The sequence below is a fragment of the Streptomyces sp. a15 genome, assembly GCF_059026085.1.
This window is the reverse complement of sequence record NZ_JBWLKM010000046.1, coordinates 1-25,700: the sequence shown is the minus strand read 5'-3', so window position 1 is coordinate 25,700 and position 25,700 is coordinate 1. Positions and strand designations below refer to the sequence as shown.

Annotated in this window: 23 protein-coding genes and 1 pseudogene; 13 read left to right on the top strand and 11 right to left on the bottom strand. The window is 70.3% G+C overall.

Going from position 1 to position 25,700, the window contains the following annotated elements:
* Positions 1-9: 9 nt before the first annotated feature.
* On the bottom strand, positions 10-1,221 hold the full coding sequence (locus AC5P09_RS33785; protein WP_493877524.1) for an ROK family transcriptional regulator: 1,212 nt from the start codon (positions 1,219-1,221) through the stop codon (positions 10-12).
* A gap of 205 nt (positions 1,222-1,426) precedes the next feature.
* Positions 1,427-2,524, bottom strand: a complete 1,098-nt coding sequence (locus AC5P09_RS33780) for a mechanosensitive ion channel family protein (protein ID WP_493877523.1) — start codon at positions 2,522-2,524, stop codon at positions 1,427-1,429.
* A gap of 351 nt (positions 2,525-2,875) precedes the next feature.
* Here AC5P09_RS33780 and AC5P09_RS33775 point away from each other — a divergent pair, with 351 nt between their 5' ends.
* The gene (locus AC5P09_RS33775; RefSeq protein WP_493877522.1) at positions 2,876-3,412 is read left to right on the top strand and encodes an HNH endonuclease; all 537 of its coding nucleotides are present in this window, start codon (positions 2,876-2,878) and stop codon (positions 3,410-3,412) included.
* 259 nt (positions 3,413-3,671) lie between these two features.
* Here AC5P09_RS33775 and AC5P09_RS33770 read toward each other — a convergent pair whose 3' ends face one another.
* The 3 genes from AC5P09_RS33770 to AC5P09_RS33760 form a co-directional block, all read right to left on the bottom strand.
* Positions 3,672-5,021, bottom strand: a complete 1,350-nt coding sequence (locus AC5P09_RS33770; RefSeq protein ID WP_493877559.1) for an FtsX-like permease family protein — start codon at positions 5,019-5,021, stop codon at positions 3,672-3,674.
* 71 nt (positions 5,022-5,092) lie between these two features.
* Positions 5,093-5,779, bottom strand: a complete 687-nt coding sequence (locus tag AC5P09_RS33765) for an ABC transporter ATP-binding protein (RefSeq protein ID WP_493877521.1) — start codon at positions 5,777-5,779, stop codon at positions 5,093-5,095.
* Positions 5,776-6,309: a PadR family transcriptional regulator gene (locus AC5P09_RS33760; RefSeq protein WP_493877520.1), complete on the bottom strand. Its 534-nt coding sequence runs from the start codon at positions 6,307-6,309 to the stop codon at positions 5,776-5,778. Before AC5P09_RS33760 ends, AC5P09_RS33765 begins: the two co-directional genes overlap by 4 nt.
* A 161-nt stretch (positions 6,310-6,470) precedes the next feature.
* On the opposite strand from AC5P09_RS33760, the gene AC5P09_RS33755 reads away from it, so the two are divergent.
* The 3 genes from AC5P09_RS33755 (at position 6,471) to AC5P09_RS33745 (ending at position 9,157) form a co-directional block, all read left to right on the top strand.
* Positions 6,471-6,707 carry a hypothetical protein gene (locus AC5P09_RS33755; protein WP_493877519.1) on the top strand — a complete coding sequence of 79 codons (237 nt, stop codon included), beginning with the start codon at positions 6,471-6,473 and terminating at the stop codon, positions 6,705-6,707.
* Positions 6,708-8,801 carry a 4-alpha-glucanotransferase gene (gene malQ / locus AC5P09_RS33750; RefSeq protein WP_493877518.1) on the top strand — a complete coding sequence of 698 codons (2,094 nt, stop codon included), beginning with the start codon at positions 6,708-6,710 and terminating at the stop codon, positions 8,799-8,801.
* 116 nt (positions 8,802-8,917) lie between these two features.
* Positions 8,918-9,157: a hypothetical protein gene (locus tag AC5P09_RS33745; protein WP_493877558.1), complete on the top strand. Its 240-nt coding sequence runs from the start codon at positions 8,918-8,920 to the stop codon at positions 9,155-9,157.
* Positions 9,158-9,289: 132 nt separating this feature from the next.
* On the opposite strand, the gene AC5P09_RS33740 is transcribed toward AC5P09_RS33745, so the two are convergent.
* On the bottom strand, positions 9,290-9,796 hold the full coding sequence (locus AC5P09_RS33740) for a MarR family winged helix-turn-helix transcriptional regulator (RefSeq protein ID WP_493877517.1): 507 nt from the start codon (positions 9,794-9,796) through the stop codon (positions 9,290-9,292).
* A 136-nt stretch (positions 9,797-9,932) separates the two neighbouring features.
* On the opposite strand from AC5P09_RS33740, the gene AC5P09_RS33735 reads away from it, so the two are divergent.
* The 6 genes and pseudogenes from AC5P09_RS33735 (at position 9,933) to AC5P09_RS33710 (ending at position 14,995) form a co-directional block, all read left to right on the top strand.
* Entirely contained in the window at positions 9,933-10,871 is a 939-nt protein-coding gene (locus AC5P09_RS33735; protein ID WP_493877516.1) for an EamA family transporter, read from the top strand.
* A gap of 199 nt (positions 10,872-11,070) precedes the next feature.
* The gene (locus AC5P09_RS33730; RefSeq protein WP_493877557.1) at positions 11,071-11,526 is read left to right on the top strand and encodes an NUDIX domain-containing protein; all 456 of its coding nucleotides are present in this window, start codon (positions 11,071-11,073) and stop codon (positions 11,524-11,526) included.
* Between the two features lie 36 nt (positions 11,527-11,562).
* Positions 11,563-11,823: pseudogene (locus tag AC5P09_RS33725) on the top strand (LysR substrate-binding domain-containing protein); the annotation flags it as partial.
* Between the two features lie 145 nt (positions 11,824-11,968).
* The gene (locus tag AC5P09_RS33720) at positions 11,969-13,045 is read left to right on the top strand and encodes a tyrosine-type recombinase/integrase (protein WP_493877515.1); all 1,077 of its coding nucleotides are present in this window, start codon (positions 11,969-11,971) and stop codon (positions 13,043-13,045) included.
* Positions 13,042-13,371 (top strand): helix-turn-helix domain-containing protein, encoded by a 330-nt coding sequence (locus tag AC5P09_RS33715; RefSeq protein ID WP_095749388.1) that lies wholly within the window; start codon positions 13,042-13,044, stop codon positions 13,369-13,371. Before AC5P09_RS33720 ends, AC5P09_RS33715 begins: the two co-directional genes overlap by 4 nt.
* A gap of 4 nt (positions 13,372-13,375) precedes the next feature.
* Positions 13,376-14,995 (top strand): hypothetical protein, encoded by a 1,620-nt coding sequence (locus tag AC5P09_RS33710; protein WP_493877514.1) that lies wholly within the window; start codon positions 13,376-13,378, stop codon positions 14,993-14,995.
* A gap of 267 nt (positions 14,996-15,262) precedes the next feature.
* Here the strand turns inward: AC5P09_RS33710 and AC5P09_RS33705 are convergent, their stop codons facing one another.
* Positions 15,263-16,000 carry a dienelactone hydrolase family protein gene (locus AC5P09_RS33705; protein WP_493877513.1) on the bottom strand — a complete coding sequence of 246 codons (738 nt, stop codon included), beginning with the start codon at positions 15,998-16,000 and terminating at the stop codon, positions 15,263-15,265.
* A 475-nt stretch (positions 16,001-16,475) separates the two neighbouring features.
* Between AC5P09_RS33705 and AC5P09_RS33700 the strand changes: the two genes are divergently transcribed.
* The 3 genes from AC5P09_RS33700 to AC5P09_RS33690 all read left to right on the top strand — a co-directional run bounded on the left by AC5P09_RS33700 (position 16,476) and on the right by AC5P09_RS33690 (position 18,769).
* A complete protein-coding gene (locus AC5P09_RS33700; protein ID WP_493877512.1) occupies positions 16,476-17,450 on the top strand; it encodes a tyrosine-type recombinase/integrase in 975 nt (324 codons plus the stop codon).
* Between the two features lie 117 nt (positions 17,451-17,567).
* Positions 17,568-18,083, top strand: coding sequence for a hypothetical protein (locus AC5P09_RS33695; protein ID WP_493877511.1), 516 nt, complete (start codon positions 17,568-17,570; stop codon positions 18,081-18,083).
* Positions 18,084-18,274: 191 nt separating this feature from the next.
* Positions 18,275-18,769: a hypothetical protein gene (locus AC5P09_RS33690; RefSeq protein WP_493877510.1), complete on the top strand. Its 495-nt coding sequence runs from the start codon at positions 18,275-18,277 to the stop codon at positions 18,767-18,769.
* Here AC5P09_RS33690 and murJ read toward each other — a convergent pair.
* The 4 genes from murJ to AC5P09_RS33670 form a co-directional block, all read right to left on the bottom strand.
* A complete protein-coding gene (gene murJ, locus AC5P09_RS33685; RefSeq protein WP_493877509.1) occupies positions 18,735-20,423 on the bottom strand; it encodes a murein biosynthesis integral membrane protein MurJ in 1,689 nt (562 codons plus the stop codon). The genes AC5P09_RS33690 and murJ overlap by 35 nt on opposite strands.
* A gap of 150 nt (positions 20,424-20,573) precedes the next feature.
* Positions 20,574-23,627 (bottom strand): Tn3 family transposase, encoded by a 3,054-nt coding sequence (locus tag AC5P09_RS33680; protein ID WP_493877508.1) that lies wholly within the window; start codon positions 23,625-23,627, stop codon positions 20,574-20,576.
* Between the two features lie 238 nt (positions 23,628-23,865).
* Positions 23,866-24,642 (bottom strand): GntR family transcriptional regulator, encoded by a 777-nt coding sequence (locus tag AC5P09_RS33675; RefSeq protein ID WP_493877507.1) that lies wholly within the window; start codon positions 24,640-24,642, stop codon positions 23,866-23,868.
* A complete protein-coding gene (locus AC5P09_RS33670) occupies positions 24,639-25,181 on the bottom strand; it encodes a GntR family transcriptional regulator (RefSeq protein WP_493877506.1) in 543 nt (180 codons plus the stop codon). Before AC5P09_RS33670 ends, AC5P09_RS33675 begins: the two co-directional genes overlap by 4 nt.
* Positions 25,182-25,700: the final 519 nt, after the last annotated feature.

The following is a 25,700-nucleotide window of genomic DNA, read 5'->3' as shown; positions in this document are numbered from 1 at the left end:
TGGAGGGGGTCAGCGCGAGGTGTCGAAGACCTCGTCGCGGGTGGCCGCGAGCGCGCTCTCCAACGCGCCGCGCAGCACCGGGTGTTCACGGACGTCGCCGACGACGAGCCGGGGCCGGGGTGCGGCCAGTTCCTCCAGTTCGGCCTGGACGAGGGCGCGCAGCGGTTCCCCGCCACAGGTGAGCGAGGCGCCGCTGAGGACGACGAGTTCGGGGTCGAGGACGGAGACGAGGGAGGCGAGACCGGTGGCGAGGTGGGTCGCGTACGCCTCCAGCAGGCGCCGGTGGGGGCCGTCGTCGGCCTCCGCGGCACGCGCGACGAGGGCGGCGGCGACCTCGGCGTACGGGCCCGACGGGATGTCCTCGACGCCGAGGTCCCGGGCCAGCTTGGGGATCGCCTGCGAGCCGGCCAGCTCCTGGTAGCCGCCGCTGCCCGCCTTGCTGACCTGCCGGACCAGCGGGGTGCCCGGCACCGGCAGGAAGCCGACCTCGCCGGCGCCGCCGGTCCAGCCGCGGTGCAGCCGGCCGCCGAGGACCAGGGCGGCACCGAGGCCGCCCTCGTTCCACAGCAGGACGAAGTCGCCGTGCCCGCGGGCCGCGCCGAGCCGCTGCTCGGCCACGGCGACGAGGTTGACGTCGTTCTCGTACTCGACCGGCATCGGCAGCGCGGCGGCGAGTTCGTCGAGGAGGGTCGGGGAGTGCCAGCCGGGCAGGTGGGAGGCGTAGCGCAGTCGGCCGGTGTTGGGGTCGAAGGCGCCGGGGGTGCCGATGACGAGCCGGTGGACCTCGTCACGGGCGAGCCCCGCCGCCTTGAGCGCGCCGTCCAGGGCGTCGGTGACCTGTCGGACGACGGGGCGGGCGGGGCGTCTGCCGGGGGTGGGCAGCTCGTACGACCCCACCGTGCGGCCGGTGATGTCGGCGACGGCGGCACGGACCCGCTCGGGGGTGACATCGAGCCCGGCGGCGTACGCGGCGGCCGGGTTGACCTCGTACAGCTGGGCGTTGGGCCCCGGGCGGCCCTCGCTGGTGCCGGTCGCGAGGACCAGCCCTGATGCTTCCAGGCGGGCCAGCAGCTGGGAGGCGGTCGGCTTCGAGAGGCCGGTGAGCTTGCCGATCCGCGTGCGGGACAGCGGCCCGTGCTCCAGGAGGAGGTCCAGGGCGGCGCGGTCGTTCATGGCGCGCAGGACGCTCGGGGTGCCCGGCGTACCGGCGGTTCCTGCCATGGGGTCGACACCTGCCTCTCGGCTGTCCAGGTTCCCAGTGATCAGGGCGGGAAGTCCATCCGGCGGTATCCGCAGCCCTGATTGTTAGGAAGGTTTCCTGTCTGGTGGTCTGGACCATAGGACCGGTGTGAAGGCGTCGTCAATAGGCCGCCCCCGAGGCAACACAGTCGTTACCTGCGGGGGCGGTCGAGGGTTCGCGGTGTCGTTACTTGGCCACACTCGGCGGCGTCAGCGGCGTGGCCGCCTGTGCCTGCGGGGACGCGGTGTTGCTGTACGCCGACGGGGGCGCCATGCCGGCCGTCGGGTCCGCGTCCGGCTCCGCGTCCGCGGGGAGGACGGGGCCGCCGACGATCGGGATGTCCGCCGCGTCGAAGGCGTGCTTGACGCGCCAGCGCAGTTCGCGTTCCACGGTGAGGGCCTTGCCGGGCGCGGTCTTCGCCGAGACGCGGACGACCATCGAGTCCAGGAGCACGCTGTCCAGGCCGAGGACCTCGATCGGGCCCCACAGGAGCTCGTTCCAGGGCTCTTCCTTGCTCATCTTCTCGCCGACCTCGTTCAGGGTCCGCTTCACCTTGTCGAGGTTCTCGTCCGAGCGGACGGTGACGTCGACACCGGCCGTGGCCCAGCCCTGGGAGAGGTTCCCGATGCGCTTGACCTCGCCGTTGCGGACGTACCAGATCTCGCCGTTGTCGCCGCGGAGCTTCGTGACGCGCAGGCCTACCTCGATGACCTCGCCCGAGGCAACACCCGCGTCGATGGTGTCGCCGACGCCGTACTGGTCCTCCAGGATCATGAAGACGCCGGAGAGGAAGTCCGTCACGAGGTTGCGCGCACCGAAACCGATCGCCACGCCCGCGACACCGGCGGACGCCAGCAGTGGGGCGAGGTTGATCTGGAAGGTGCCGAGGATCATCAGGGCCGCGGTGCCGAGGATCAGGAAGCTGGCGACCGAGCGGAGGACCGAGCCGATCGCCTGGGAGCGCTGGCGGCGGCGCTCCACGTTCACCAGCAGGCCGCCGAGCGCGGTGCCGTCGACCGTCTGCACCGAGCGGTTCATGCGGTCTATCAGCTTGGTGATCGCCCGCCGCACCGCGACTCTCAGCACCGCCGCGATGACGACGATCAGCAGGACCCTCAGGCCGATCGCCAGCCAGGTGGACCAGTTCTGCTCGATCCAGCCGGCGGCGTTCGTGGCGCTCTCCTGGGCATCCTCGAGCGACGGCACCGCCGGAGTGGTCGGCGTCTCGGAGGGAGACGGCGACGGCGACGAACCGGCGGCCAGTAGGACGGCGGACAAGGACACGGCAGGTACCTCCACGGTGCAGCGGTCCGCCCCTCCGGCAGCGGTCAAGGTCATCTGTCGTGTTTCAAGGTCACGAAAAGGTCACCGGTGGGGCGGATCCACCACACTATCGGGGCATCGTGTGTGGATCGGCGCAATGTTCGAGGGAGAGACCACTCTCACCTGGGCATGAACCAGGGGATGAACAGGTGGGATGAACAGCTCGCGATCCTGGGAATGCTTCCGATGTGGTCGAAAACACTCCCAGCCCGTTACCGGCACATGGTGGCGTTTCCACCAGGCATGAGGGGACACTGACTACGAATCGTCCCGGCGCGAGCCACGCGCCGCCGGCGTCCAAGGAGGCCATCCGTGCCGCATGTCCTGGTCCTGAACGCGTCGTACGAGCCGCTCGGCGTCGTACCGCTCCGCCGCGCGCTCATCCTCGTCCTCGAGAACAAGGCCGTGTGCCTCGAGGAGTCCGGCGCCTTCATGCACAGCGCGACCGTCACAGTCCCCGCACCCAGCGTGGTCCGGCTCAAGCGATTCGTCCGGGTTCCCTATCGGGGGCCCGTTCCTCTGACCCGCCGGGCGCTGTTCGCCCGTGACGGGGGCCGGTGCATGTACTGCGGTGGCGTCGCAACCAGCGTCGACCACGTCATCCCGCGCAGCCGCGGGGGCAAGCACGCCTGGGACAACGTGGTGGCGTCATGCCGCCGCTGCAACCACACCAAGGCCGACCGCCATCTCTTCGAGATCGGCTGGCGGCTGCGCCACAAACCCGCCCCGCCCACCGGCCTGGCCTGGCGCATCATCGGGACCGGCCACAGGGACCCGCGCTGGATGCCGTACTTGCAGCCGTACGGCGCGGACGACGCCCTGGCCCGGATCGAGGGCATTTCAGCCTGAGAATCCGGGCTTTTCTGTTGCCGGACGGGCTTCCCGCGGGTCGGAGGGCCTTCCGCGGGTCGGAGGGCCTTCCGCGGGTCGGAGGGCCTTCCGCGGGTCGGAGGGCCTTCCGCGGGTCGGACGGGCCTTCCGCGTTGCCGGACGGGCCTTCCGCGGGTCGGACAGGCCTCCAGCTGGCCGGGCAGGCCTTCGGCGTTGCCGGACGGGTCGTTGGCGGCCCCGGGGGTCCCCCGTGCCCCCGGGGCCGGCGGTCATCGGGTTATGCGTAGCGCAGCTCCGCCGGGTGCAGCGAGCGGCGCAGCAGGGGCAGCGACGTGGCCGCGGCCAGCAGACAGGCCGCGTACACGGCGAGCGGGACCAGGAGAGCCACGTACGGCACGGACGGGGTGGTGTGCTCCGTGGCGATCGTGGCGTACCAGGCGCCGATCGCCATACCGCCGGTGCCTGCCAGCGCGACCGCGGGGAGCAGCGGCAGCGCGGTCTCCAGGAGCAGCGCCCGGCCCAGCACCGCGCGCGGCACCCCGGCCGCGGTCAGCGCGGCCAGGCCCCGGCGCCGGGTGGCCAGGGCCTCGGCGGTGCCGACGGCGAGAGCGGAGAGGACGATCGCGAGGGCGACGAGGATCGCGGCGGCCGTCAGGTCGAGCCCCGTCGTGTAGTAGCCCATGTCCATGCCGAGATGGCCGTCGCGGCGCATGCCGTGCAGATCGGCGAGCAGCACCTGCCGTACGCCCACGAAGCCGGTGCCCACGACCGTCACCAGCAGTACGGCCGCGTGGGTGCGGGCCGCCGCCCACGGGTCGTCGCGCAGTCGTTCCGCCGCGATCAGCGTCGGCGCAGTCCGGGCCCGGCGCGCGAGGAGCCGCCCGACGCCCCCGGCCGTGGCGCCCGCGAGCCACACGGCGCCCGCGCCGACCGCGACGACCAGGCCGAACACCATCAGCGGCACCTCCCCGTACCCCCGGCCGGTCGTGCCCGTGGAGGTGTTGGTGACCGTGACGAGAGCCACCGCCCCCGTCAGGAGGAACGCCCCGACGAACAGCAGGCCCGCACCCCGGCCCGTGCGCGGCCGCAGCCGGCGTACCCAGCCCAGCGGCGAGGCGACCACGCGGCGCAGCGCCAAGGCGCTCGCCGCCGCGCCCAGCACCGGGACACCGGCGGCGACCAGCGCCACGCCAATCCAGGCGAGGGCGGTCGGCTCGTCCCACAGCCACAGCAGTGCCACCACCGAGACGACGGTGGCGGACACCGAGCCGAGCAGACAGGCCGGCCCGGTCTCCAGCGCGGCGATCCGGCGCACCTGCCAGGGGGTGGCCCCAGCCAGCCGCAGCCCGGCCAGCCGCCGGTCGCGGTGCACGGCGCCGATACGGGCGCACTGCCCGAGGAAGCCGAGCACGGGAACCAGCAGGAGCAGCAGGGTGACGATCACTCCGGCGCGCGTACCGGGCTCGTTCAGCAGTTCGTGGCCGACAGACACCTGGTAACTGCCCCGGAGCGAGCCCAGCGTGACGGCCGCGAGGGCGATGCCCGTCGCGAGTGCGGAGCCCAGCGCCGTGAGCGTGATGCGCCACCACTCGTGTCGGTCGGAACCCCGGATGAGCCGCCAGGCCATCCGCAGGTCGGTCCGCACGGAGCGTATGAAGCGCGGGAAGTTCTTCGTGGAGTTCACGGACCCTATGGAGCTCACGCGGTCACCTCCAGCGCCGACACGGTCCCGTCACTCAGCCGCACCTCGCGGTCCGCGTACGCCGCCACCTGGGCGTCGTGCGTGATCAGCAGGACCGCCGTGCCGGACTCGCGGGCCGTGTGCACCAGGGCCGTCATCACCTGTTCGCTCGCCAGGGAGTCCAGCGCGCCCGTCGGCTCGTCCGCGAAGACGACCTTCGGCCCGGTCACCAGCGCCCGGGCCAGCGAGGTCCGCTGGGCCTGGCCGCCGCTCATCCCGCCGGGCCGCAGTTCCGCCTGCCCGCGCACCCCCAGCCGCTCCAGCCACTCGCCGGCCCGCTCGTGGGCGTCCTTGCGGGAGGTTCCGGCCAGCAGCAGCGGCAGCGCCACGTTGTCCAGGGCGGTCAGCTCGGGGATCAGCTGCCCGAACTGGAAGACCACGCCGAACTCGGTACGGCGCAGTTCGCTCAGCCGCTTCTCGGGGAGCCGGTCGAGCCGCTCCCCGCCGTACGTCACCGAGCCGGCGTCCGGGCGGACGATCCCGGCCAGGCAGTGCAGCAGCGTCGACTTCCCGCTGCCGCTCGCACCGGTGACGGCGAGGATCTCACCGGCGCGCAGTTCGACCGAGGCGCCGCGCAGGGCCTCGGTGCTGCCGTGCGCCTTGACGAGGTCACGGGCCGCCAGGAGCGGCACTGGGTTGCTCATGCTGAGTCGACCTCCGCGGTCAGGGTGGTGAGCCGGGCCGCCGTGGTGGTCATCCAGCGGAGGTCGGCGTCGAGGTGGTTGAGGGCGTAGTCGGCCGAGAGCACGGTCGCGAGGTCGGCCCCCGTGGCGGTCTTGACCGCCGTGAGCTCCCGCATCCGCTCCATGTGGGCGGCGCGCTGCTCCCGGAGGTAGGCGGCCGGGTCGCCGCCGGCCAGGATCGAGACGACGACCTTGGCGAAGATCTCGTTCGTCACGAAGGGCGCGGGCGGGGCGATCCGCCCGGCCCACTCGGCCAGTTCACGCGCTCCCTCGGCGGTGGAGTGGTACGTCGTCCGTTCCGGACCGCCGTCCGAGTCGGTGCCCTCGACCTCCGCGAGGCCGTCCCGGACCAGGCGTTGCAGGGTCGTGTAGACCTGCCCGTAGGCCAGTGGGCGGGCCTGGGGGAAACGTTCGTCGTGGCGTCGCTTGAGGTCGTAGCCATGGCTCGGCCCTCCGGCGAGCAGCCCCAGCAGGATGTGGCGGGTGCTCATGGCGATCAGTATGTACCGGATACATGTACTGAGTGAATAGTGAGGGAGGGGAGGTTGGAGGATTGTGACGAGAGGCACGTTGTTCCCTCTCGTACGTCTGCCGCCGCGACCACTGGGTAGGGCTGCGGTGACCGATCGTCGCCCTCGACAAGGAGGCCCCCGTGGCCGCATCGGCACACCTTCTGCTCTCGGCCCTCTCCAAACCCGTGGCGGAGCCTTCCGCCCCGTCCACCCCCTCCGATGCGCTCTACTGCGTGTTCAGCGCGGAGGGAGCCTGCGCCGAGACCCCGCTCACCAGCGAACCGCCCCTGCCGGACGCCGAACCCCTCACCAGCGAGCCCCCGCTCGCCGACGCCGCCCCCCTGACCAGCGAGTCCGACGTGCACGCGGAGCCGTAGATGACAGCACCCCGGTCGGTCGAGCCGCCCACCGAGGACCTGTCCCGGCTCGCGGCGCTGCACGGCGTCGCGACCTCCTACAGCCCCTCCCCGGACCGTACGGTCGCGGCCTCGGCCGCCGCCGTCACCCGGGTCCTGGCCGCCCTCGGCGTCGACGCGGGCACCCCCGCGGCGGTGCGGGGCGCACTCGCCGCCCGTGAACGGGAACTGCGCGAGCGGCTGCTGCCGCCGACGGTGGCGTGCTGGAGCGGCGGCACCTGCGCCGCCCTCGACGCCCTCCCGGCCGGTACCCGCCTGCGCATCGAGACCGAACAGGGCGAGACCCGCGCCGCCGCCGACCAACTCCCGCCCGGCGTCCACCGGGTGACCGCCACCGCGCCCGACGGCCGCACCGCGCGCGCCCACCTGATCGTGGCCCCGCCCCGGCTGCCCGCGCCGCCGGGACGCTCGTACGGCCTCCTCGTGCAGCTCTACTCCCTGCTCTCCCGACGCTCCTGGGGCATGGGCGACCTCGGCGACCTCGCCGAACTCACCGCCTGGGCCGGCCGCGCGCTCGGCGCCGGCTTCGTCCAGGTCAACCCCCTGCACGCGGCCGTGCCCGGCGCCCCCACCGACCCGTCCCCCTACCGCCCCTCCTCACGCCGCTTCCCCGACCCGGTGCATCTGCGGGTCGCGGACATTCCCGAGTACGCCCAGGTCACGGACCGCGAGCGGCTGCGCGGCCTGCTGGAGCGGGCGGAGCGGCTGCGTGCATCGGTGCTGGAGAAGGGCGCGTTGATCGACCGGGACGCCGTGTGGGAGCTCAAGCGGGAGGCGCTGGAGCTGGTCCGGGAGGTGCCGCTCGGGCCGGGCCGGCGCGCCGCCTACGTCGACTACCTCGCCGAGCAGGGCGAGGCCCTGGAGGACCACGCCACCTGGTGCGCCCTCGCCGAGGTGCACGGCTCCGACTGGCACGGCTGGCCGGCCGGCCTGCGCGACCCCCGCTCGGCCGACACCGCCCGCGCCCGCGGCGAGTTGATGGACCGCGTCGACTTCCATACCTACCTCGCCTGGCTCACCGACACCCAGCTCACCGCCGCCCAGCGCGCGGCCCGCGAGGCGGGCATGCCAGTGGGCGTGGTCCACGACCTCGCGGTCGGGGTCCATCCCGAGGGCGCCGACACCTGGGCGCAGCAGGAGTACTTCGCGGCGGGCATGTCGGTGGGCGCGCCCCCGGACGCCTTCAACGCGCGCGGCCAGGACTGGGGCCTGCCGCCCTGGCGGCCCGACCGCCTGGCCGAGTCGGGCTACGAGCCCTTCCGGTCCTTGCTGCGGGCCCTGTTCCGCTACGCCGGCGCCCTGCGCATCGACCACGTCATGGGCCTGTTCCGGCTGTGGTGGGTGCCGCTCGGCGAACCGCCCACCGAGGGCACGTACGTCCGCTACGACGCCGAGGCCATGCTCGCCGTACTGCTCCTGGAGGCCTCGCGTGCCGGGGTGGTGGTGATCGGCGAGGACCTGGGCACCGTGGAGCCGGGCGTGCGCGAGACACTGCGCGAGCGGGGGGTGCTCGGCACGTCGGTGCTGTGGTTCGAGCGCGACTGGGACGGCGACGGCCGCCCCCTGCCCCCCGACCACTGGCGCGCCGACTGCCTGGCCACCGCCACCACCCACGACCTCCCGCCCACCGCGTCCCGCCTCACCGGCGAACACGTCGAACTCCGCGACCACCTCGGCCTGTTGACCCGACCCCTGGACGAGGAACGGGCGGAGGCGTCGGCCGACACCGCGGAGTGGCTGGCCCTGCTCGCCCGCCTCGGCCTCCTGCAGGGCACCGGTGGCGGCATCGACCCGTCCTCGGAGGAGGCCGAGATCCAGGCCGTCCACCGCTACCTCCTGCACACCCCCGCCCGCATGGTCGGCATCTGGCTCCCCGACACCGTCGGCGACCGCCGCCCCCAGAACCTGCCGGGCACCTGGGACCAGTACCCGAACTGGCGGCTCCCGATCGCGGACACGGAGGGGCGGCCGGTGACGCTGGAGGAGCTGGCGGGGTCGCCGCGGCTGCATGCCTTGGTGGACGTCTTCCGGCACACCACGGGTGGCACTTCGTGAGCGCCGCCCGCCTCATACGGCACCCCGGACGCGCGTCCCGTTCGGCCGTTCGCTACGTTGGCCCTGTGAAGAAGAACGCCCTGCGCGCCGGCGCCCTGGCTGCCGGTACGACGCTGATGATGCTGCTCATGTCGTCCCCCGCGCTCGCGCTGACCCGCGACGACGGTGACGACCCCGGCACCGGCCTGAGCGTCATCGAGACGCTGGGTCTCTTCGTCGTGGCCCCCCTCGTCCTGTTCGCGGTCATCGCGGGCCTGGTGCTGGTCCTGGACAAGTCGCACGAGGCGCACCGGGTGACGACCCGCAACATCAAGACCAGGCCCAAGGCCAAGGCCGAGGCCAGCTCCAAGGCCTGACCGGGGCGGTTCGCCCCCGAGCCCGCCGAACCGGGCTTCCCACGTGCTCCCTCAGGGGCGCCGCCTTCGCCCCGCGTACGCGCATCAGTTGTACGGGGGCGAGGCCGGCGCCCTTGATCCGTTCCAGGGCCGCTAGGGCCCCTCGGTCCCGATGAGCAACTCCCGCAACAGGTCGGCCAGTCGGCCGGCCTGTTCCTCGTCCAGGGCGACCTTCAGGGCGTCCGTCTGGACCGCGAGGCCCGCGCCCACCGCCTCGTCGACGAGCGCCAACCCCTTCTCCGTCAGCGTCACCTGCAGGCCCCGGCGGTCGTGCGGGTCGGGGGAGCGGCGCAGCAGGCCCGCCCGCTCCAGCTTGTCGAGGCGGCCGGTCATGCCGCCGGTGGTGAGCATCAGCGTCCCGGAGAGCTGGCGGGGGGAGAGGGTGTACGGCTCCCCGGACCGGCGCAGGGTCGCGAGGACGTCGAACTCGCCGCGGGAGATCCCGAGGTTCGCGTACGCCTTCTCCATGCGGTCGCCCATGGCGCGCGAGAGCCGGTAGATCCGGCCGAAGACCTCCATGGCGGCGGTGTCGAGATCGGGCCGCACGGTGGCCCACTGCTCGATGATCGCGTCGACCGGGTCCTTGCGCTCTGCACTCATGCGGTCAGTATCCGCCCGGTTCCGGTCGCCCGCAAGAAAGTGGCTTGACTGCAAGTTGCTTAATGCTAAGCTACTTGCAACCAAGCTACCCAGTCGAGCTAATCCAGTCGAGCTGCCTCCGAGAGGGGTGCCGGTCATGAAACGGCCCGCGACCGTCCTGCTCACCGCCCTCGCCCCCGTCTCCTGGGGCACCACGTACGCCGTCACCACCGAGTTCCTGCCGGCCGACCGCCCCCTGTTCACCGGCCTCATGCGCGCCCTGCCCGCCGGCCTCGTCCTGCTGGCCCTGGCCCGGGTGCTGCCGCGCGGCGCCTGGTGGGGGAAGGCGGCGGTGCTCGGGGCGCTGAACATCGGCGCCTTCTTCCCGCTGCTGTTCCTGTCGGCGTACCGGATGCCGGGCGGGATGGCGGCGGTCGTCGGCTCGATCGGGCCGCTGTTCGTCGTGGGTCTGTCGGCGCTGCTGCTGGGGCAGCGGCCGACGGCCCGCAGTGTGATCACCGGGTTCGTCGCCGCGTCCGGGGTGAGCCTGGTCGTCCTGAAGGCGGCCGGGGCGCTCGACACCGTGGGCGTGCTCGCGGCCCTCGCCTCGACCGCCTCGATGTCCGCCGGCACCGTACTGACCAAGCGGTGGGGCCGCCCGGACGGCGTGGGCCCGCTCGCGCTCACCGCCTGGCAGCTGACCGCGGGCGGCCTGCTCATCGCCCCCCTCGCCGTCCTCGTCGAGGGCGCGCCGCCCGCGCTGGACGGCCGGGCGGTCGGCGGCTACCTCTATCTGGCGCTGGCGAACACGGCGGTCGCGTACTGGCTGTGGTTCCGCGGCATCGGCCGCCTCACCGCCACCCAGGTCACCTTCCTCGGCCCGCTCTCGCCGCTGACCGCCGCGGTGGTCGGCTGGGCGGCGCTCGGGCAGGCGCTCACGCCGGTGCAGGTGGCTGGGATGGGGGTGGCGTTCGGGGCGACGGTTGTGGGACAGCTCCGGCCGGGGGGCTCCCCGTCTGGGCAAACGTTCAGCTCTCCTAAATGGGATCCTCGAAAAGATTCGACGGACCTGACGGGTTCGGCGCTGCGAAGGTAGATAGCCGATTGAGCCTGAGCACGATAGGTGTCGCATTTGCACGACAACTGTCGTCATCCGCGTCCGGCCTCCTGGTACATGTTCTCCTGGGTCGGCCTCCACGGGGCTCCGAGAAGCGGCGTTGTCAGTGGGCTCTGCCAGGGTGTGCGTCGTGGACGAACTGGTGGAGCGTGTCGACGATCAAGATCGTGTGCTGGGGATGGTGGTCAGCCGCCGGCAGGCCATCCGGGAGGGTTGGCTGCACCGGGTCGCCGTGACGGTGTGTCGTGATGAGCGTGGCCGGATCCTCGTTCACCGGCGGTCGGAGCAGCTGTCGCGCTTCCCCGGGCTCTACGAGGTCGTGGTCGGTGGCGCCGTGGATGTCGGCGAATCCTATGAACAGGCCGCCACGCGGGAGCTGGCCGAAGAGCTGGGCATCCGTGTGCTGCCACGCTTGCTGTTCACGTTCATCAACCGCAGCGGTTTGAGCCCTCACTGGCTCGGTGTTCACGAAGCCGTGGTGCCGGACGCGGTAGTCCCCGATCCTGAGGAGGTCGCCTGGCATGGCTGGCTGACCGAGCCGGAGCTGCGGTCGGCTCTGCTGGTCTGGCACTTCACCCCCGACAGCCACGAAGCCTTCAGCCGGTATCTCGCGTTCCGGACCGCGCAGTCCTGACCTTGCCCGCTTCTCGGGCTGGGGTGCCTGCTTGACTGGATCTTCGGAGGGAGCGGGCCGTGGTCGGACATCACACGCGGTGCCTGCGAGGCCGCGGGGTTCAGTCCGGACCAGGGGCATTCGACGGCCGGGTGGACGGCGGTCCTGGCGATGGTGGAGGCGGGGATGGGGGTGGGGATGGGGGTGGCGTTGGTGCCGCGGATGACCTCGACCCGCCGGACGGCCGTCGTCCTTCCGGAACTGGCGGAGAACCGCCCTGTCCGCCATGTGTGTGCGACATCCCGTGAGTTCTCCTGAGCCCCGCAGAGTCACCAACCTCGTGGCCAGGGGGGTCGCCCTCTCTGTGGTGACTCTTTGCACCCTGACGTAACTTCGGGATTCCTGAAACGTTCTCACTGCGTCTGACCGGTCGACGGTCAGGGTGAAGGTGAGGGGGCTCGGGTTGGCGCTGGCTGTCGTACGGGACCTGCGCGATGTCCGGCCGCCGGCCACGGCGGAGGAGCTGGAGCAGTTCGAGACCGATGTGCTGGCGGGGTTCGTGCTGGCGCGGGCCTCGGCGGGGCTGGCGGACGGCACGATCCGCGGGGACGTCGGGCACTTGGAGCAGATGCGGGCCTGGTTCGGCCGACCGCTGTGGGAGATGGAGCCGCCTGACGCCGACGCGTACTTCGGGAAGGTGCTGCGGGCCTCGCCGAGCGGCACCCGGCTGGGACGCTCCCAGGCACTGACCACGTACTTCCTGTTCCTGGAGCTGCGGCACAAGGTCGAGATCCACCGGATGACCGGGCGCGTAATCGAGTGCCCGATCGACGAGATGAACCGGCCACGCGGCACGAAGGACGCGGCACTGCGGATTCCGCCGTCCGGGCCGGAGGTCAAAACGCTGTTCGCCGGATGGGGCGGAGAGCTGGCGACCTGTCGGAAGTTCGCCCCGACCGCCCGGAACTACACCGCTTCCAAGCTGATGTCCCAGGTCGGGCTACGGGTCAGCGAAGCGTGCAAGCTCGATCTGGCGGACATCAAGTGGGACCTGGGCCGCTTCGGCAAACTCCACGTCCGCCACGGCAAGGGTGCCCGCGGCTCGGGCCCGCGCGAGCGGATGGTCCCCCTGATCAACGGCGCCGACCGCACGCTCCGATGGTTCATCGAGGACGTCTGGGGCCAGTTCGACGACGACCACACCCGCCCCGGCGCCACCCTGTTCCCCTCCGAACGCAAATGCTCCGACGGCTCCTCGGGCCGGGTCGGCGACGATGCCCTGCGCGGCGGCCTCAAGGCCGCGGCCACGGCACATCTGCCGGGCTGGGGCGACAAACTCACCCCGCACGTCCTGCGGCACTTCTGCGCGTCCGAGCTCTACCTCGGTGGACTCGACCTGATCGCGATCCAGGAAGTCCTCGGACATTCCTGGATCGCCACGACCATGCGATACGTCCATGTCCAGCAGACCCGGGTCGAGGACGCCTGGGTGGCCGGGCAGCAGCGGGCCGCGCAGCGGCTGGAAGGACTTCTGCGATGAAGTGGAACCTGCGGCTGACCGCCGCGAACAAGGGGATCTGGAAAGCCTCCGAGCTCCAGCGGAGCCTGGCCGAGCACGGCCTGGTCATCTCGGCCGGGAAGATGTCCGGGCTGTGGTCCGGCCAGCCCGTCTCCCTCAAGCTGGAGGACCTGGACGTCATCTGCGTCGTCCTCGGCTGCGAGATCGGCGACCTCCTCATTCCCGAGCCGGAGAAGGTGCACCGCCCCGGCCAGGAGGAGACGGTCCGGGCCGCTGTCGGCTCGGGTACCGCCGCGCCGAAGGTGATCCCCAAGCGCCGGGACGGCCGGTCGCTGCCGCCGGAGTGAGTCGGTGGCACGCTTCCCAAAGGGCTACGTTAAGCCGACCAGTTCCTGCCCGGGCTGCCTGGCCTGGGGCGACTTCCGCGGACGGCTCTGCCATACCTGCTACATGTTCGGCCGGGGGCACGACGCGGCGGAATGCGCCGGTTGCCGTCGTGTCCAGCCGTTGAAGTGGGACTACTGTCGTTTGTGCTGGTGCCAGGCCCGCCTCGGCGCGAAGACAGTCGATGGCCAGCTGGCGGAAGGGGCAGATGCGCGGGAGCGACTCGCCGCCGTCCGGCACCAACAGCTGTTCTTCGTCGGGATGCACTACCGCAGAAGACCGACGCCTCCAGCCCGGCGGAAGGGAGGACGGCGTGGCCCCCCGCGCAAACCGCCTCCCGCGCCGGCTTGGCATCCGGACTCCGGCTGGCGGCAGCCGCCGCTGTTCGAGCAGATCCCCCGGCACTTCGGTCGGCTCGACCCTGCCGACACCGACCTGGCCAGCCCGTGGCTGGCCTGGGCCAAGTATCTCGCGCACCGGCTCGCCGAGTCCCGCGGATGGGGGCGCAACATCCGCTTCGCGGTCAACCGGGGCCTGGCCATCGTCCTCACCGGTCACGTCGAAGGCGACGTCATCCGGCACACGGAGATCTTCTCCCCGCTGCGGGCCATGGACCTGCCCGTCTGCCACATCGTCACGGTGCTGGAGGAGATGGGGATCTTCGAGGACGACAGCGAGCCGTCCTTCGAGCACTGGCTCGTCGGACGCCTGGAAGGGCTCGCACCCGGCATCCGTTCGGAAGCCGAGCGCTGGACCCGAGTCCTGCGCGACGGCGGCCCTCGCAGTCTCCCGCGCAGGGAGGGCACGGTCTGGCTCTCCCTCAACCAGGTCCGTCCGGCCCTGCTGGAGTGGTCGAACCGCTACGACCACCTGCGGGAGGTGACTCGCGACGACGTCCTCGCCCACGTCAAGACGCTGCACGGTCATCAGCGACGTGACCAGCTCGTCGCCCTGCGGTCTCTGTTCACCTGGGCCAAACGGCAGGGGTTGATCTTCCGCAACCCCACCAGCCGGATCAAGGTCGGGCAGAACGAGTACGCCGTGCTGCAACCTCTCCTCCCTGAGCAGGTCGAGCGCTCCGTCGCGGCTGCGTTGACGCCGGCGGCGCGGCTCGTCCTCGCCCTCGCGGCGGTCCACGCCGCCCGGGTCGCCCAGATCGCCGCCCTCGTGCTCGACGACGTCGATCTCGGCAACCGCCGGCTGACCATCGCCGGACGCGCCCGGCCTCTCGACGACCTCACCCTGAAGCTCCTGACGGACTGGCTGGACTACCGGCGACGCCGGTGGCCGAGCACCGCGAACCTCCACCTGCTGATCAACAACCAGACCGCCAACACGACCGGCCGGGCCAGCAACCACTGGATCAGTGCTCCGATGCGAGGACAGGACGCCACCTTGGAGCGGCTGCGCGTTGACCGGCAACTCGAAGAAGCCCTAACCCACGGGCCTGACCCACTCCATCTCGCGGAGGTCTTCGGGCTCGACGAGAAGACCGCGATGCGCTACGCGCACTCCGCACGAGCCCTGCTGGAACAGGCCGCCGAGTCGGGGTTCAGCCGAGATACGCGGCAAGGGGGCAATGAGTAGATCCTGATGCGGCTTTACGCGTGGTCAGCACAGTGACGCCGCAGTAAATGCGTACATCTCGCCCTGGAAGCCGGAACGGTCCGCCGCAGGTCGCGACGATCACGGCCAGGGCTCCGTCGCAGTAAATCCGGTATTTACTGCGGTAGTTGGGAATACGTCTCCGCGACCGCACAACTGTCCGAATGCGGGTCTGCTGTGAGGTCTTGAGGGGAGGAGACTGTCAGTGCGCGACGCCGACCAGGGCTGGCACCAGCATGTTTGCCTGGGTCATGCCCCCAGGTCCTCCGTCACGGGCAGGCACTCGGCGAGCAGGTCGACGACGTCGCGCCAGGCTCGCTGCGCGTGCTGTCGGTGGTAGCCGACGCCGGGGACCACGGGGTGGTCGACCGGCGGGTGGTGGAAGGCGTGCAAGGCGCCGCCGTAGACCGCGAGGCGCCAGTCGACGCCCGCGGCCTGCATCTCAGCGGTGAACGCGTTTCGTTGCGCGGGCGGCATGATCGGGTCTTCCGATCCGACCCCGGCCCACACCGGGCAGCGAATGCGCGCCGCCTCGCCCGGTCGGCCCGTGGTCAGTGCGTTGACTGTCCCGATCGCGCGCAGGTTGACGCCGCTGCGCCCGAGTTCCAGCCCGACGGCGCCCCCGGTTCCGTAGCCGACGGTGGCGATCCGGTCGGGGTCGGTCCGGGGCTCGGTGCGCAACACGTCGAACGCCGCATGGCCGATCCCCCGCATCCGGTCGGGATCAGCGAGCAGCGGCAGGCAACGGGCCAGCATCTCCTCGGGGTCACCCAAATAGCGCCCGCCGTGAAGGTCGAAGGCCAGCGCTACATATCCCAGCTCGGCGAGAGCATCGGCCCGGCGGCGCTCGACGTCGCTGAGCCCCATGCCCTCTGGTCCGAGCAGCACCGCGGGCCGGCGGTCGACACCGGCCGGGAGCGCGAGGTGCCCGATCATCGTCAAACCGTCGGCCGGGTACTCGACCGTACGCGTCGTAATCTTCGTCATGAGACTGGACTGTAGTGATCGTCGAGCCCGGTCCGGCCGTGTTCTGCCGCTGGCAGAACAGCACGGGTGTCCCTCTGAAATACGGGACGGGCCCGGCGCTCAGGGCTTCAAGATCATCCCGTTGCCCCTTTGGCGCGTATCTCGGTCACACCCCGAGTCCGGCCCAGCGGGTTGACCACGAACCCGCGGGCCCAACCGCCAGAATCAGGAGATCCACCCGTGGGTTCGCGGTGAACAACCTTCAGTTTCTCTGAACCCACGGACCTCAAGGGGGTTGAGGAACATCCGTGTCAGATCGTGCGCTAAGCCTTCGTCGGCCCTGGTGGACGACTGACGGTGCGTCGGTGACCGGACCAATCTGAAGTCCTCCCACAGATAACGCCCTATTATCTGCGGGAGCTTGGTTCGTCACCTGCGGTGACGTTCTCCGGGCCGTACATGGAGCGGCCCTGTTATCTGCGGCAAGGGGGAAGCGGTGCCCACCGTCGTGCAACTGCCGGCGGGGAAGGCGTTGACCGTCCGCGCGGCGGCCGACGCCTTCCTCGACTCGCTCCGCAACCCGAACACGGTCCGCAGCTACTCGACCGGCGTCGGCAAGACCGCCGAGCGGATCGGTGAGGCCCGCCCGCTCGGGTCGGTCGCGGACGACGAGATCGGCGAGGCCCTGGAACTGCTGTGGGGCACCGCGGCGGTCAACACCTGGAACGCCCGCCGGGCGGCGGTGCTGTCGTGGCTGGGCTGGTGCGAGTCGTACGGGTATGACGGCCCGGCGGTCCCGGCCTGGACGAAGCGGCTGGCAGTGCCGGACTCCGAGACCCCGGCCCGCTCGAAGATGGCCGTGGACCGGCTCATCGCCCGGCGCGAGGTCCACCTGCGGGAGAAGACGCTGTGGCGGATGCTCTACGAGACCGCCGGGCGGTCCGAGGAGATCCTCGGCGTGAACATCGAGGACCTGGACCTCGCCGCCCGCCGCTGCCTGGTCAAGGCCAAGGGCGCCCGCAGCAAGGCCCGCCGCCGAGGGCAGGCGCGCGAGGACTTCGTGCTGGAGACGGTCTACTGGGACGCCGGCACCGCCCGGCTCCTGCCTCGCCTGCTGCGGGGCCGCACCCGTGGCCCGGTGTTCGTCACCCATCGCCGTCCCGGTCCGGGGAAGGTGGTCAGCCCGCGCGACGTCTGCCCGGACACCGAGTTGGCCCGCCTCTCCTACGGCCAGGCCCGCGCACTCCTCGATGAGCACACCGCCGTGCGTGGACCGGGGACAGGCTGGGACCTGCACGAGTACCGCCATTCCGCCCTCACCCACCTCGGGGAGCAGGGTGCCTCCCTGCTGATGCTGATGGCCAAGTCCCGGCACAAGAAGCCGGAGAACGTCCGCCGCTACTTCAAGCCGTCCCCCGAGGCGATCTCCGAGCTGACCAGTCTGCTCGCCCCCGGCGACGCGCGCCGCTGACCCTGTTCTGCACGAAGTCGGCTTGCGGCTGTACGCCTGCTTACGTCGACGCAACCCTTGAATGGAATCCTTGGGTGTATCCCTTGGCTTAAATTCAAGGATTGATACCTTGGATTCATGCCAAGCAATGAGAAGCCTCGCCTCATCCCGACCGGCAAGTGCTGGTGCGGCTGCGGGAAGGACGTCGGCCTGGGTAAGTTCTTCGCCGCCGGCCACGACAAGATCGCCGAAGCAGCGCTCATGGCCCTCAAGTACGACGGGTCCGTCGCTCAACTGCTCCACGCCCACGGCTTCGGCTCGCACCATTCCGTCCGCCACGCCGCCGTCACCGATCCGGACTGCTCGTGGGAGAAGTGCGCCGACTGCAACTACAGCGGCGCCCCTGCCAGCATCGCCAACCACCGCAAGAAGGATCATCCCGACCGGCATGTCCTCGCCCAGGCGATTCGCGCCCTCGGCGGCACCTGGGATCCGCAGCGTGCCATCAAGGCTCTCGGCGACCACGGTCACACGTGGGAAGACCAACGGGCAGCGGAGAAACGGGTCCGGCAGATCCTGCGCGACCTGTGCGTGGACGGGCTCATCGTCAAAAGCGACCCTCAACGGGCTGTCTACGACCTCGTTCAGAAGTAGAGCCGAGGACACGACGGTACCCAACAGACACAGATCGCCTGACGCTTCGACGGTCGGCAGGTTTCCCCTTGGGGACCCGAAGACCTTGACTGAATGGGTGTCAAGGTCTTCGGGTCCCCGTCCGCTGACCAAGGTGCGGAGAACATCGCATTCCGGGCCGCGGCGTACGTGGTCGCCTCTACAGTTGCGTCATGGAGTTCAACTGGGGTGACTCGATCTGGGAACTGATGCTGACGAAGCGTCCCTCCGACACACACTTCTCGCAGTCGAGTACTCCGGGCGGAAAGAGCCCACTGGCGCGGGACGACGACAACACGCTCAACACGCACGCCGTGCTGTTCGACGGCACCAAGACTGCCCTGGCGATCGCTGGCACGTGCTTCGCGCTGGGGGTCGTTGTCGCGCCGCACGTCAAGAGCGGGCTGATCAACCTTAAGTCGAAGCTGCGCCGCCGGGCGGAGGAGACTGGCGACGCCGAGGCCCCCCTTCCCCTCACGGCCGTTGCGGAGGTCGAGCCGGAGCAGCTCGACCCCCCCTCGACTGCGCGCTGTCTGACTGCCAGGCCAGGCGCCGGCGCGGGCCCGGCCTGGGTAGATCCGCATCACGGACTGTCCAGCACCCTTGCCGCGGGTGCTCAGCCAGACCGGGCGCTCACCCCAGGCCCGGCAGGCTCCGCAGCTCGCTGATCTTCAAGATTCGTGCGAGCAGCACGAACACCAGGAACATGGTGAGGCCTCCGGCAGCGAGGCCCAGAGCGGGTGCCCAGGTGGTCGAGGTGACGGTGGTGGAGCATGCGCGGGCCACGAACCAGCCCAGTGTTCCGGCCGCGAGGGCAGAGGTCGTCAGCTTTCCGTAGGTGCGGCACAGTCGCTTGCCGTCCAGCCGGCCTTCGAGGCGTCGTCGCAACAGCAGCGCGGTGATGAGCAGGCCGATGGCGTATGAGGCGGCGTAGGCGCCGGCCAGGCCGGTGACGGCCCAGCGCGGGGGCATCAGCAGGTGGCAGGCAGTGGCCAGGGCAATGTTTGCCGTACCGATCCACACGGCCATCCAGAACGGGGTCCGGGTGTCCTCGAAGGCGTAGAAGCCGCGCAGCAGCATGTACTGCGCTGAGAAGGGGATCAGGCCGAGTCCGAAAGCCTGGAGCATCTGGCCCAGCGGCACGATGGACGCCGGATCGGCCGATCCGTGAGCGAAGACCACCTGCGCCATCTGCGGGCCGAGAGCCACGAAGAAGAAAGCGGCGGGAACGATGACGACGCCGCTGATCCGCAGGGCCCGGGAGAGGTCACCGCGCATGTCGTCCAGGCGGTGTTCGGCGACGGCCCGGCTCATTTGCGGCAGCAGGGCGGTGACCAGTGAGACAGTGATGACCGACTGTGGCAGCGACCAGATGGTCTGCGCGTAGGTATAGGCGGAAAAGCCCACGCCGCCATCGGGCAGTGCCGTGTCTGCGGCGGAGGCGTAGCGGGTCACTACCGTGCTGGCTACGAGGTTGGTCAGGACGAACAGCAGGGTCCAGCGGGCTGCGCTGATGCTCTTGCCCAGGCCTGTTCCGCGCCAGTCGAAACGTGGGCGGAAACGGAAGCCGGCGGCCCTGGCGAAGGGGATCAGGGCAAGAGCCTGGATCGCCAGGGCGAGTGTGGTGCCCGCGCCGAGCAGCGTGACCTGGGTCTGCGTGATGTCCTGGACTGAGTCCGGGACGGTCATCATGCCGAGGTATACGCCGAACATGGAGATCAGGACGACGTTGTTGAGGACAGGGGTCCACATCATCGCGCCGAACTTGTTCCGGGCGTTGAGCACTTGGCCCAGGATGCTGAACAGTCCGTAGAAGAAGATCTGCGGGAGCAGGAACCGCGCGAAGACCACCGTCAGCTGAAACGCTTCGTGGTTGGCCGGTGAGTCGCTCTGATAGAGGCTGATGATCTGCGGCGCCGCCCAGACTGCCAGCAGTGTGCCGATTCCCAGCACGGACATTGTGAGGGTGACCAGACGCTGCTCGAAGGCACGTCCGCCATCCGGCTGCTCCATCCTGGCCCTTACCAACTGCGGTACCAGTACGGAGTTCAGCGCGCCGCCGATGAGCAGGAAGTACAGGCTCGCCGGCACCACGTTGGCCTGGTTGTACGTCGTGGCCAGCAGACCCGTCCCGAGTGCCCCGGCCTGTAAGACTGTTCTCAGCAGGCCCGTCGCCCGGGACACCACCGTCCCCGCCGCCATCAGTATGGACGAGCGCATCGGCCCGCCCTTTGCCTCGCTGGGCTTCGTAGCGGCGTGCCGCCCTCGCTTCTGTTTCCCCAGTAACCGCGTTCTTGCCGCGCCCTGCGTCCCCTCCACCATGTGCCTAATCTACGGCGTAGAGATCATCATCATGGGCACTGCCCCGGGTTCCCTCGTCGGCCCGCAGTCCCCAGCCGATGCACCGCGGGGCATGGAAACTGCGGGCCGTGGGGTCATACCGGACGCAAGTGCGTCAGAACGGGAATGTCGTCACTGGTCGCTGGCGTCCGGATCGCGTAGGGGCCGCAGTCCGCCGGGCAGGTCAGGAAGCTGGAAGGAGTACCGGCCCAGCATGTTGATGTGCTGCCGCACAAACGGTGAGAGGCGTGCCACGTCTTCGTCGCGGACGTCGCAGCCGTCCGCGCGCAGCTGGTTCACCGCGGCATCCATGTACCGCGTGTTGAAGAGGACGACAGCGTTGAGGACCAAGCCGAGGGCGCCGATCTGGTCCTCCATGCCGTCCTGGTAGCGCTGGTAGAGCTGCCCCGAGCGGCCGTGGAAAATCTTCCGGGCGAGCGCATGGCGGCCCTCCTGGAGGTTGGCCTGCGCCTTGATCTGGCGCCGGTAGCCGGGCTCGTCGGCCAGGCGCAGGATGTGCAGGGACTTGGCGATCCGCCCGTAGTGCGCGATCGCGTCCCCCAGCGGGGTCGGACGCCCATCCCGCGACAGCATCCGGATGACGTCGTACGCGCGGACGGCGCCGGTGTGGATGGAGCCGATGATCCTCAGGATGTCCTCCCACTGCCGCTCGATCCGGGCAAGGTCGACCCGACCACGGGCAGCGTTAGTGAAGGCGCCGTAGTCGGCGGTGCGGTCGATGCGCCACATCTTCTGATCCGGCAGGTCCGCCAGCTGCGGCGCGTACGCGAACCCGGCCAAGGTCAGGAGTCCGAACACGATGTCGCTGTAGGAGGCGGTGTCGGTGACGATCATCTCCGGGCGCTTGCCGCCATCGCGGTCGTAGAGGACATCGAGCACGTACAGGGAGTCGCGCGGAGTGCCGGCCACCACCTTCCCACCCAGTCCCGCCGCCTGATCGTTGATCATGTTCAGCCACGTCGCGCCGCCCCGGCGCCCGAAGTACTTGGGGTTGGGGCGCGCGTACACCGACGGGACGGGGACCACGAACCGCATCCCGTCGACCGAGGCGACCAGCCCGCCGCCCCACACCTGCGCGAGGCCGATGGCCGCCTGGTGCTCAATGAGCGTGGCGTTCGCGGCCCGGTAGGTGGCCAGCCGCAGATACGTCTGGTCGACATGGGACAACGTGCCGTACTTCAACGCGTCAATCCCGCCGATGACCGGCGTGTAGCCGACGTTGCAGCCGTGCGCGACCAGCAGCCCGGCGATCGTCACGTGCAGGTCCCGCAGCCGCGCCTCGCCGCCGGTGATCGAGGTGAACGCCTGGTCGGCGCCGGCCCATGAGAACACCTCCAGCAGCACCTCGGGCAAGTCGACCCGGGGCAGCATCGCCTCCACCGCCTTCCGCAGGTCCTGGAGGGAGGCGGGTTCGGGCTCTGGTTCCAGGGCGGCGAAGTGCAGCCGTCCGTCTTCATCGAACTCGATCTGGGAGTTCGCCGGCACCCGCGCGGCAACCTCCCGATAGGTGCCGTCCAGCAGCGCGGCCCGCGCCGCCAGGTGCTCACCTGCCTCACCGGGCAGGTTCAGGGAGGCCAGCACAGTCGGACGGACCTGTTCCCACGCCTCGCCGTCCAGCAGCTTGGCCCGCGGGTCGCCCCACCGGGAGGAGTTCTTCGCAAAAACCTCCCGCCGCCGCAGCATGCGGTGGAAGGACTCCAGCACGCAGAACACGTACGCCTTCCAGTCCACCGTGCCCGGCTCCAGGTGCGGCGCCGACAGCACAAGGCGCCGCCACGACCCGGCCAGCAGCGACGTGTCGATCTCGTCGGGCCCCACCTTCTTGCGCCCCATCAGGTCGGGCAGTGACTTCAGCGCCTTCAGCACCGGCAGGCCCTCGGGGGTGGCGCCGAAGTCGACGACCTGGACCAGGAGTTTGAGGAACGGCCGTACGGTGGGAAACCGGGTGACCAGCATCGCCCGCCACGCCTCGTCCGCATCGGAATCCAGCGGCGGAGTCAGCTCGAACAGCGCGGCGATCGCGGCCGCCAGCTCCTCCCGGGGCACCACCTGCTCGATCTCCGCCCACATCGCCTCCAGCGTCTCCACCTTCGGCGCCGCGATCTCCCCGGTGTCGGTGTCGACCTGCTCGGAAGTGGTGTCGAACACGACCCGGAACGCGGTCGCCAGCCGCATCCCGGCCCGCTCCACCCTCGGCAGCGTCTTCAGCTTCTGCTTCGCCGTCTCCCGCTCCGCCCTCGCCAGAAGCTTCGTCGCGATCAGCACCTCCAGCAGATCAAGCGCGTCATCGACCGCCCTGGTCGTCAGGTAGACCGCCGTGGCCAACAGGGTGGCCAGGCGCCGGGAGTCGCCATGACGGCGCAACAGCGACGCCTTCCCGTCCACGCCGTACCGCGACAGCTCCGCCAGCCGGCGCGGCGGTATCCCGGACACGTCCAGCTCCCCCATCCCGAAATCGGCGATCTCCTCCGCCCGCTCCAGTGCCCACTTCATCTGAGGGCCGGAGACCCGTACGGGGCCGCGCCGCAGCCGGTCCAGCTCCGAGACCCGCGCACCCGGCGGCACGGTCAGCAGCGAGTCCAGCACCGCCCGCTGACCGACATTCAGCAGCGCGTACAGGGTGTCCCACAAGCGGTTGTTCGCCGTCTCCCGCACGGTGCCCACCAGCCGGGCCAACCTCGTCACCCCGGGCAGCAGCACCCGACGCTCGTGCAGCCACCCCACCGCCGCGTCGAACAGCGACTTCGGCCCGTCGCCGGTCGTCCAGGCCCGCGCATCCAGCCACGCACTCAGCTCGTCCCGCACCTCGGCGAAGTCCCGCCAGCCCCCGGACTCCTGGATCTCCCCGGCATGCGTACGGGCCGTCCCATCCCGCTCCCCGTACTCCTTCAGCACCGAGGCGTCGGCGATGCCCAACTGCTCGGCCAGGTACTCGGCGACCTCCGCCGGCACCTGTCGCGGGTCCGGCATGAACCGGCCCAAGTACCGCACGCTCGTCAGCTGGACCGCGAACCCGAGCCGGTTGTGCGCACGCCGCTTGGCCTGCACCTTCTCCAAGTCCGAGTCATCCAGGAAGAAGTACCGCTCCAACTCCGTACGAGACGGCGTTTCGATGAACGCCCCGTACTGGGCTGCCTGTTGATCCGACAGAAACTCGACCGCCACCAGGTCCTCCGAAGATCGACAACATCGACCCGCGAAGGCTGCGCCGTGCCATCAGCCCAGGTCAAAGCGTCGATCAGAGCCGCGAAGGCTTAGCGCACGATCTGACACGGATGTTCCTCAACCCCCGTGACCGCGGCCGTCCGCGGGGGCGCGGAGACAGCGTCGGTGGTGAGCATGTTCCTGAACGCGCTGAGGGCGGCATCACCCACCTGCTTGGAAGGGGTCGGCCTTGCGTTGGTCACTCCGGCGTGAACTCGTATTGCAGTTCGTAGAGATGCCCAGCCTTGACCATGACGGTTGCTTCGACGGGGCGATCGCCGTCGCTGTACACGACCCGCAGCGTACGGAGCACCGGAAGGTCGCTGGGCAGGCTCAGTGCCTGGTACTGCTCCTGGGTCGGAATCCTGGCGGACACCCGGTCCACGCTCAGGCGCGGAGGAAATCCTCGCTCGGCGAGGACGGCCGGAGTGCCGCCCCTGATCCTTTTCCTGTCCGTGATAGCGGTCCCCCGAGCAATGCCCAACGGGTAGTAGGACTTGACCAGTTCGACTGGTTCGCCATCGATGGAGAGGATCTGGCGCCGTAGCACGGCCGTCTCACTCTCGGCGAGGTCCAAGGCGGTCGAGACGTCAGCAGGGGGCCGGACCTCCTCCACATCCAGCAGTGTGCTGGTGGCCCGGCTCCCTTGCTTCGCCGCCTCGGTCAGCCAGCGATAGGGCTGTCCGGGGGCGGCCGGGGCCATGAACGCGGCAGGGCGTACGGTCTGCTGCCGGCGTTCGCGTACGGTGACCGCTGCTCCGGCGCGGCCGACAACGAGGCGCTCGTCCTTCAGGAGCTGGAGCGCCTTCTGGATGGTGGCATTGGCGGCGTTGAACCGCGCCTTGAGCTGGGCGGTGGACGGCAGATGGGCACCGGGTGCGAGGTCGCCGCTCATGATTTCGTCCCGGAGGTCCGCGGCGATCCGCTCATGGAGCGACCTTCGGTCCGAGAGGTTGTCGGTGATGGGCACTTTCATCCGATCCGGATCTCGTAACGGAGTCGCTGGCGATGGGCCGGCATGACCATGAGGTCGATCTGAATGGGCTGGTCGTCACTGTCCAGGGTGACCCTGCTGAGTCGCAGGACCGGTTCGTCCGGGCCCATGCGCAGGGCATCGCGCTCCTCCGCACTGGGCATGCGGGCGATCACATCCTCGCGTACGCGCACGCCGGCGTGTCCTAGCTCGGCGAGGTAGGTCACAGCCCCGCCGGGGATCTTTCCCTTCTCGGCGAGGCGGGTGCCGCGGGCGATGGAGGCCGGGTAGTACGTGTCCGTCAACTCACAGGGTTCCCCGTCGAGTTCGATCACCCTGCGGCGTACGACAGCCGTCTCGCCGGGCGTCAGGCCCAGCAGGCCGGCGATCTCGTCGGGAGCGGGAACCTCACCGGCGTATGCGATGCGCTGACTGCCCTTGCTGCCTCGGGTTGCCGCCTCAGCTCCCCACGCGTCCGGTTGCCCCTTCTCGCGCGGTGTCATGTACGGCATCGAGGTGCTGACCCACGTGCTGTCGTTCACGGTGTCCTCCTGTGCCGGGTGGCCGACCTTGCCGCTTTACACGTTAAGCGACTCGCCTCGGGCGCCCGCCGTCAGGGCAGCCTATCCACCTTTCGCGAATAGTGATACGGTGAATTGACCTTGCACCCAGGAACAAGGCGGTGATCCACCATGCCCTTGTCGCGGCAACGCAGATTCCCCCGCGCCCGCAGCTCCGTGGGGGCTGCGCGTACCTTCGCTCTCGACACACTCACGGAGTGGGGTTACTGCGATCGGCAGGACGACGTGCGGTTATGTGTGTCGGAGCTGGCTACCGGGGTTCATTCGCAGTGCCCCGGCGTTCACGCCGGGGGTGAAGCGAATCTGATGGTGGCGGCGCGGAGCGTCGCCGCGTCTGCTCCGGCGGAGTCGGGGATGGCACATTCGCCACTCATGGCGCGAAGCGTCATGACGGCCTGCCCAGGGCGGAGCCGGGGAACGCTCATACCGGCCGGTTCTGCTGCTCGATGTATTGCCTGACCACGGTGAGCGGGGCGCCGC

Coding starts and splice junctions, on each gene's coding strand:
- AC5P09_RS33715 (WP_095749388.1), top strand. CDS start 13,042: ATGAAGTGGAACCTGCGGCTGACCGCCGCGAACAAGGGGATCTGGAAA.
- AC5P09_RS33785 (WP_493877524.1), bottom strand. CDS start 1,221: ATGGCAGGAACCGCCGGTACGCCGGGCACCCCGAGCGTCCTGCGCGCC.
- murJ (WP_493877509.1), bottom strand. CDS start 20,423: ATGGTGGAGGGGACGCAGGGCGCGGCAAGAACGCGGTTACTGGGGAAA.
- malQ (WP_493877518.1), top strand. CDS start 6,708: ATGACAGCACCCCGGTCGGTCGAGCCGCCCACCGAGGACCTGTCCCGG.
- AC5P09_RS33760 (WP_493877520.1), bottom strand. CDS start 6,309: ATGAGCACCCGCCACATCCTGCTGGGGCTGCTCGCCGGAGGGCCGAGC.
- AC5P09_RS33745 (WP_493877558.1), top strand. CDS start 8,918: ATGATGCTGCTCATGTCGTCCCCCGCGCTCGCGCTGACCCGCGACGAC.
- AC5P09_RS33705 (WP_493877513.1), bottom strand. CDS start 16,000: ATGACGAAGATTACGACGCGTACGGTCGAGTACCCGGCCGACGGTTTG.
- AC5P09_RS33770 (WP_493877559.1), bottom strand. CDS start 5,021: ATGGCCTGGCGGCTCATCCGGGGTTCCGACCGACACGAGTGGTGGCGC.
- AC5P09_RS33740 (WP_493877517.1), bottom strand. CDS start 9,796: ATGAGTGCAGAGCGCAAGGACCCGGTCGACGCGATCATCGAGCAGTGG.
- AC5P09_RS33730 (WP_493877557.1), top strand. CDS start 11,071: ATGGTGGTCAGCCGCCGGCAGGCCATCCGGGAGGGTTGGCTGCACCGG.
- AC5P09_RS33690 (WP_493877510.1), top strand. CDS start 18,275: ATGGAGTTCAACTGGGGTGACTCGATCTGGGAACTGATGCTGACGAAG.
- AC5P09_RS33675 (WP_493877507.1), bottom strand. CDS start 24,642: ATGAAAGTGCCCATCACCGACAACCTCTCGGACCGAAGGTCGCTCCAT.
- AC5P09_RS33695 (WP_493877511.1), top strand. CDS start 17,568: ATGCCAAGCAATGAGAAGCCTCGCCTCATCCCGACCGGCAAGTGCTGG.
- AC5P09_RS33735 (WP_493877516.1), top strand. CDS start 9,933: ATGAAACGGCCCGCGACCGTCCTGCTCACCGCCCTCGCCCCCGTCTCC.
- AC5P09_RS33765 (WP_493877521.1), bottom strand. CDS start 5,779: ATGAGCAACCCAGTGCCGCTCCTGGCGGCCCGTGACCTCGTCAAGGCG.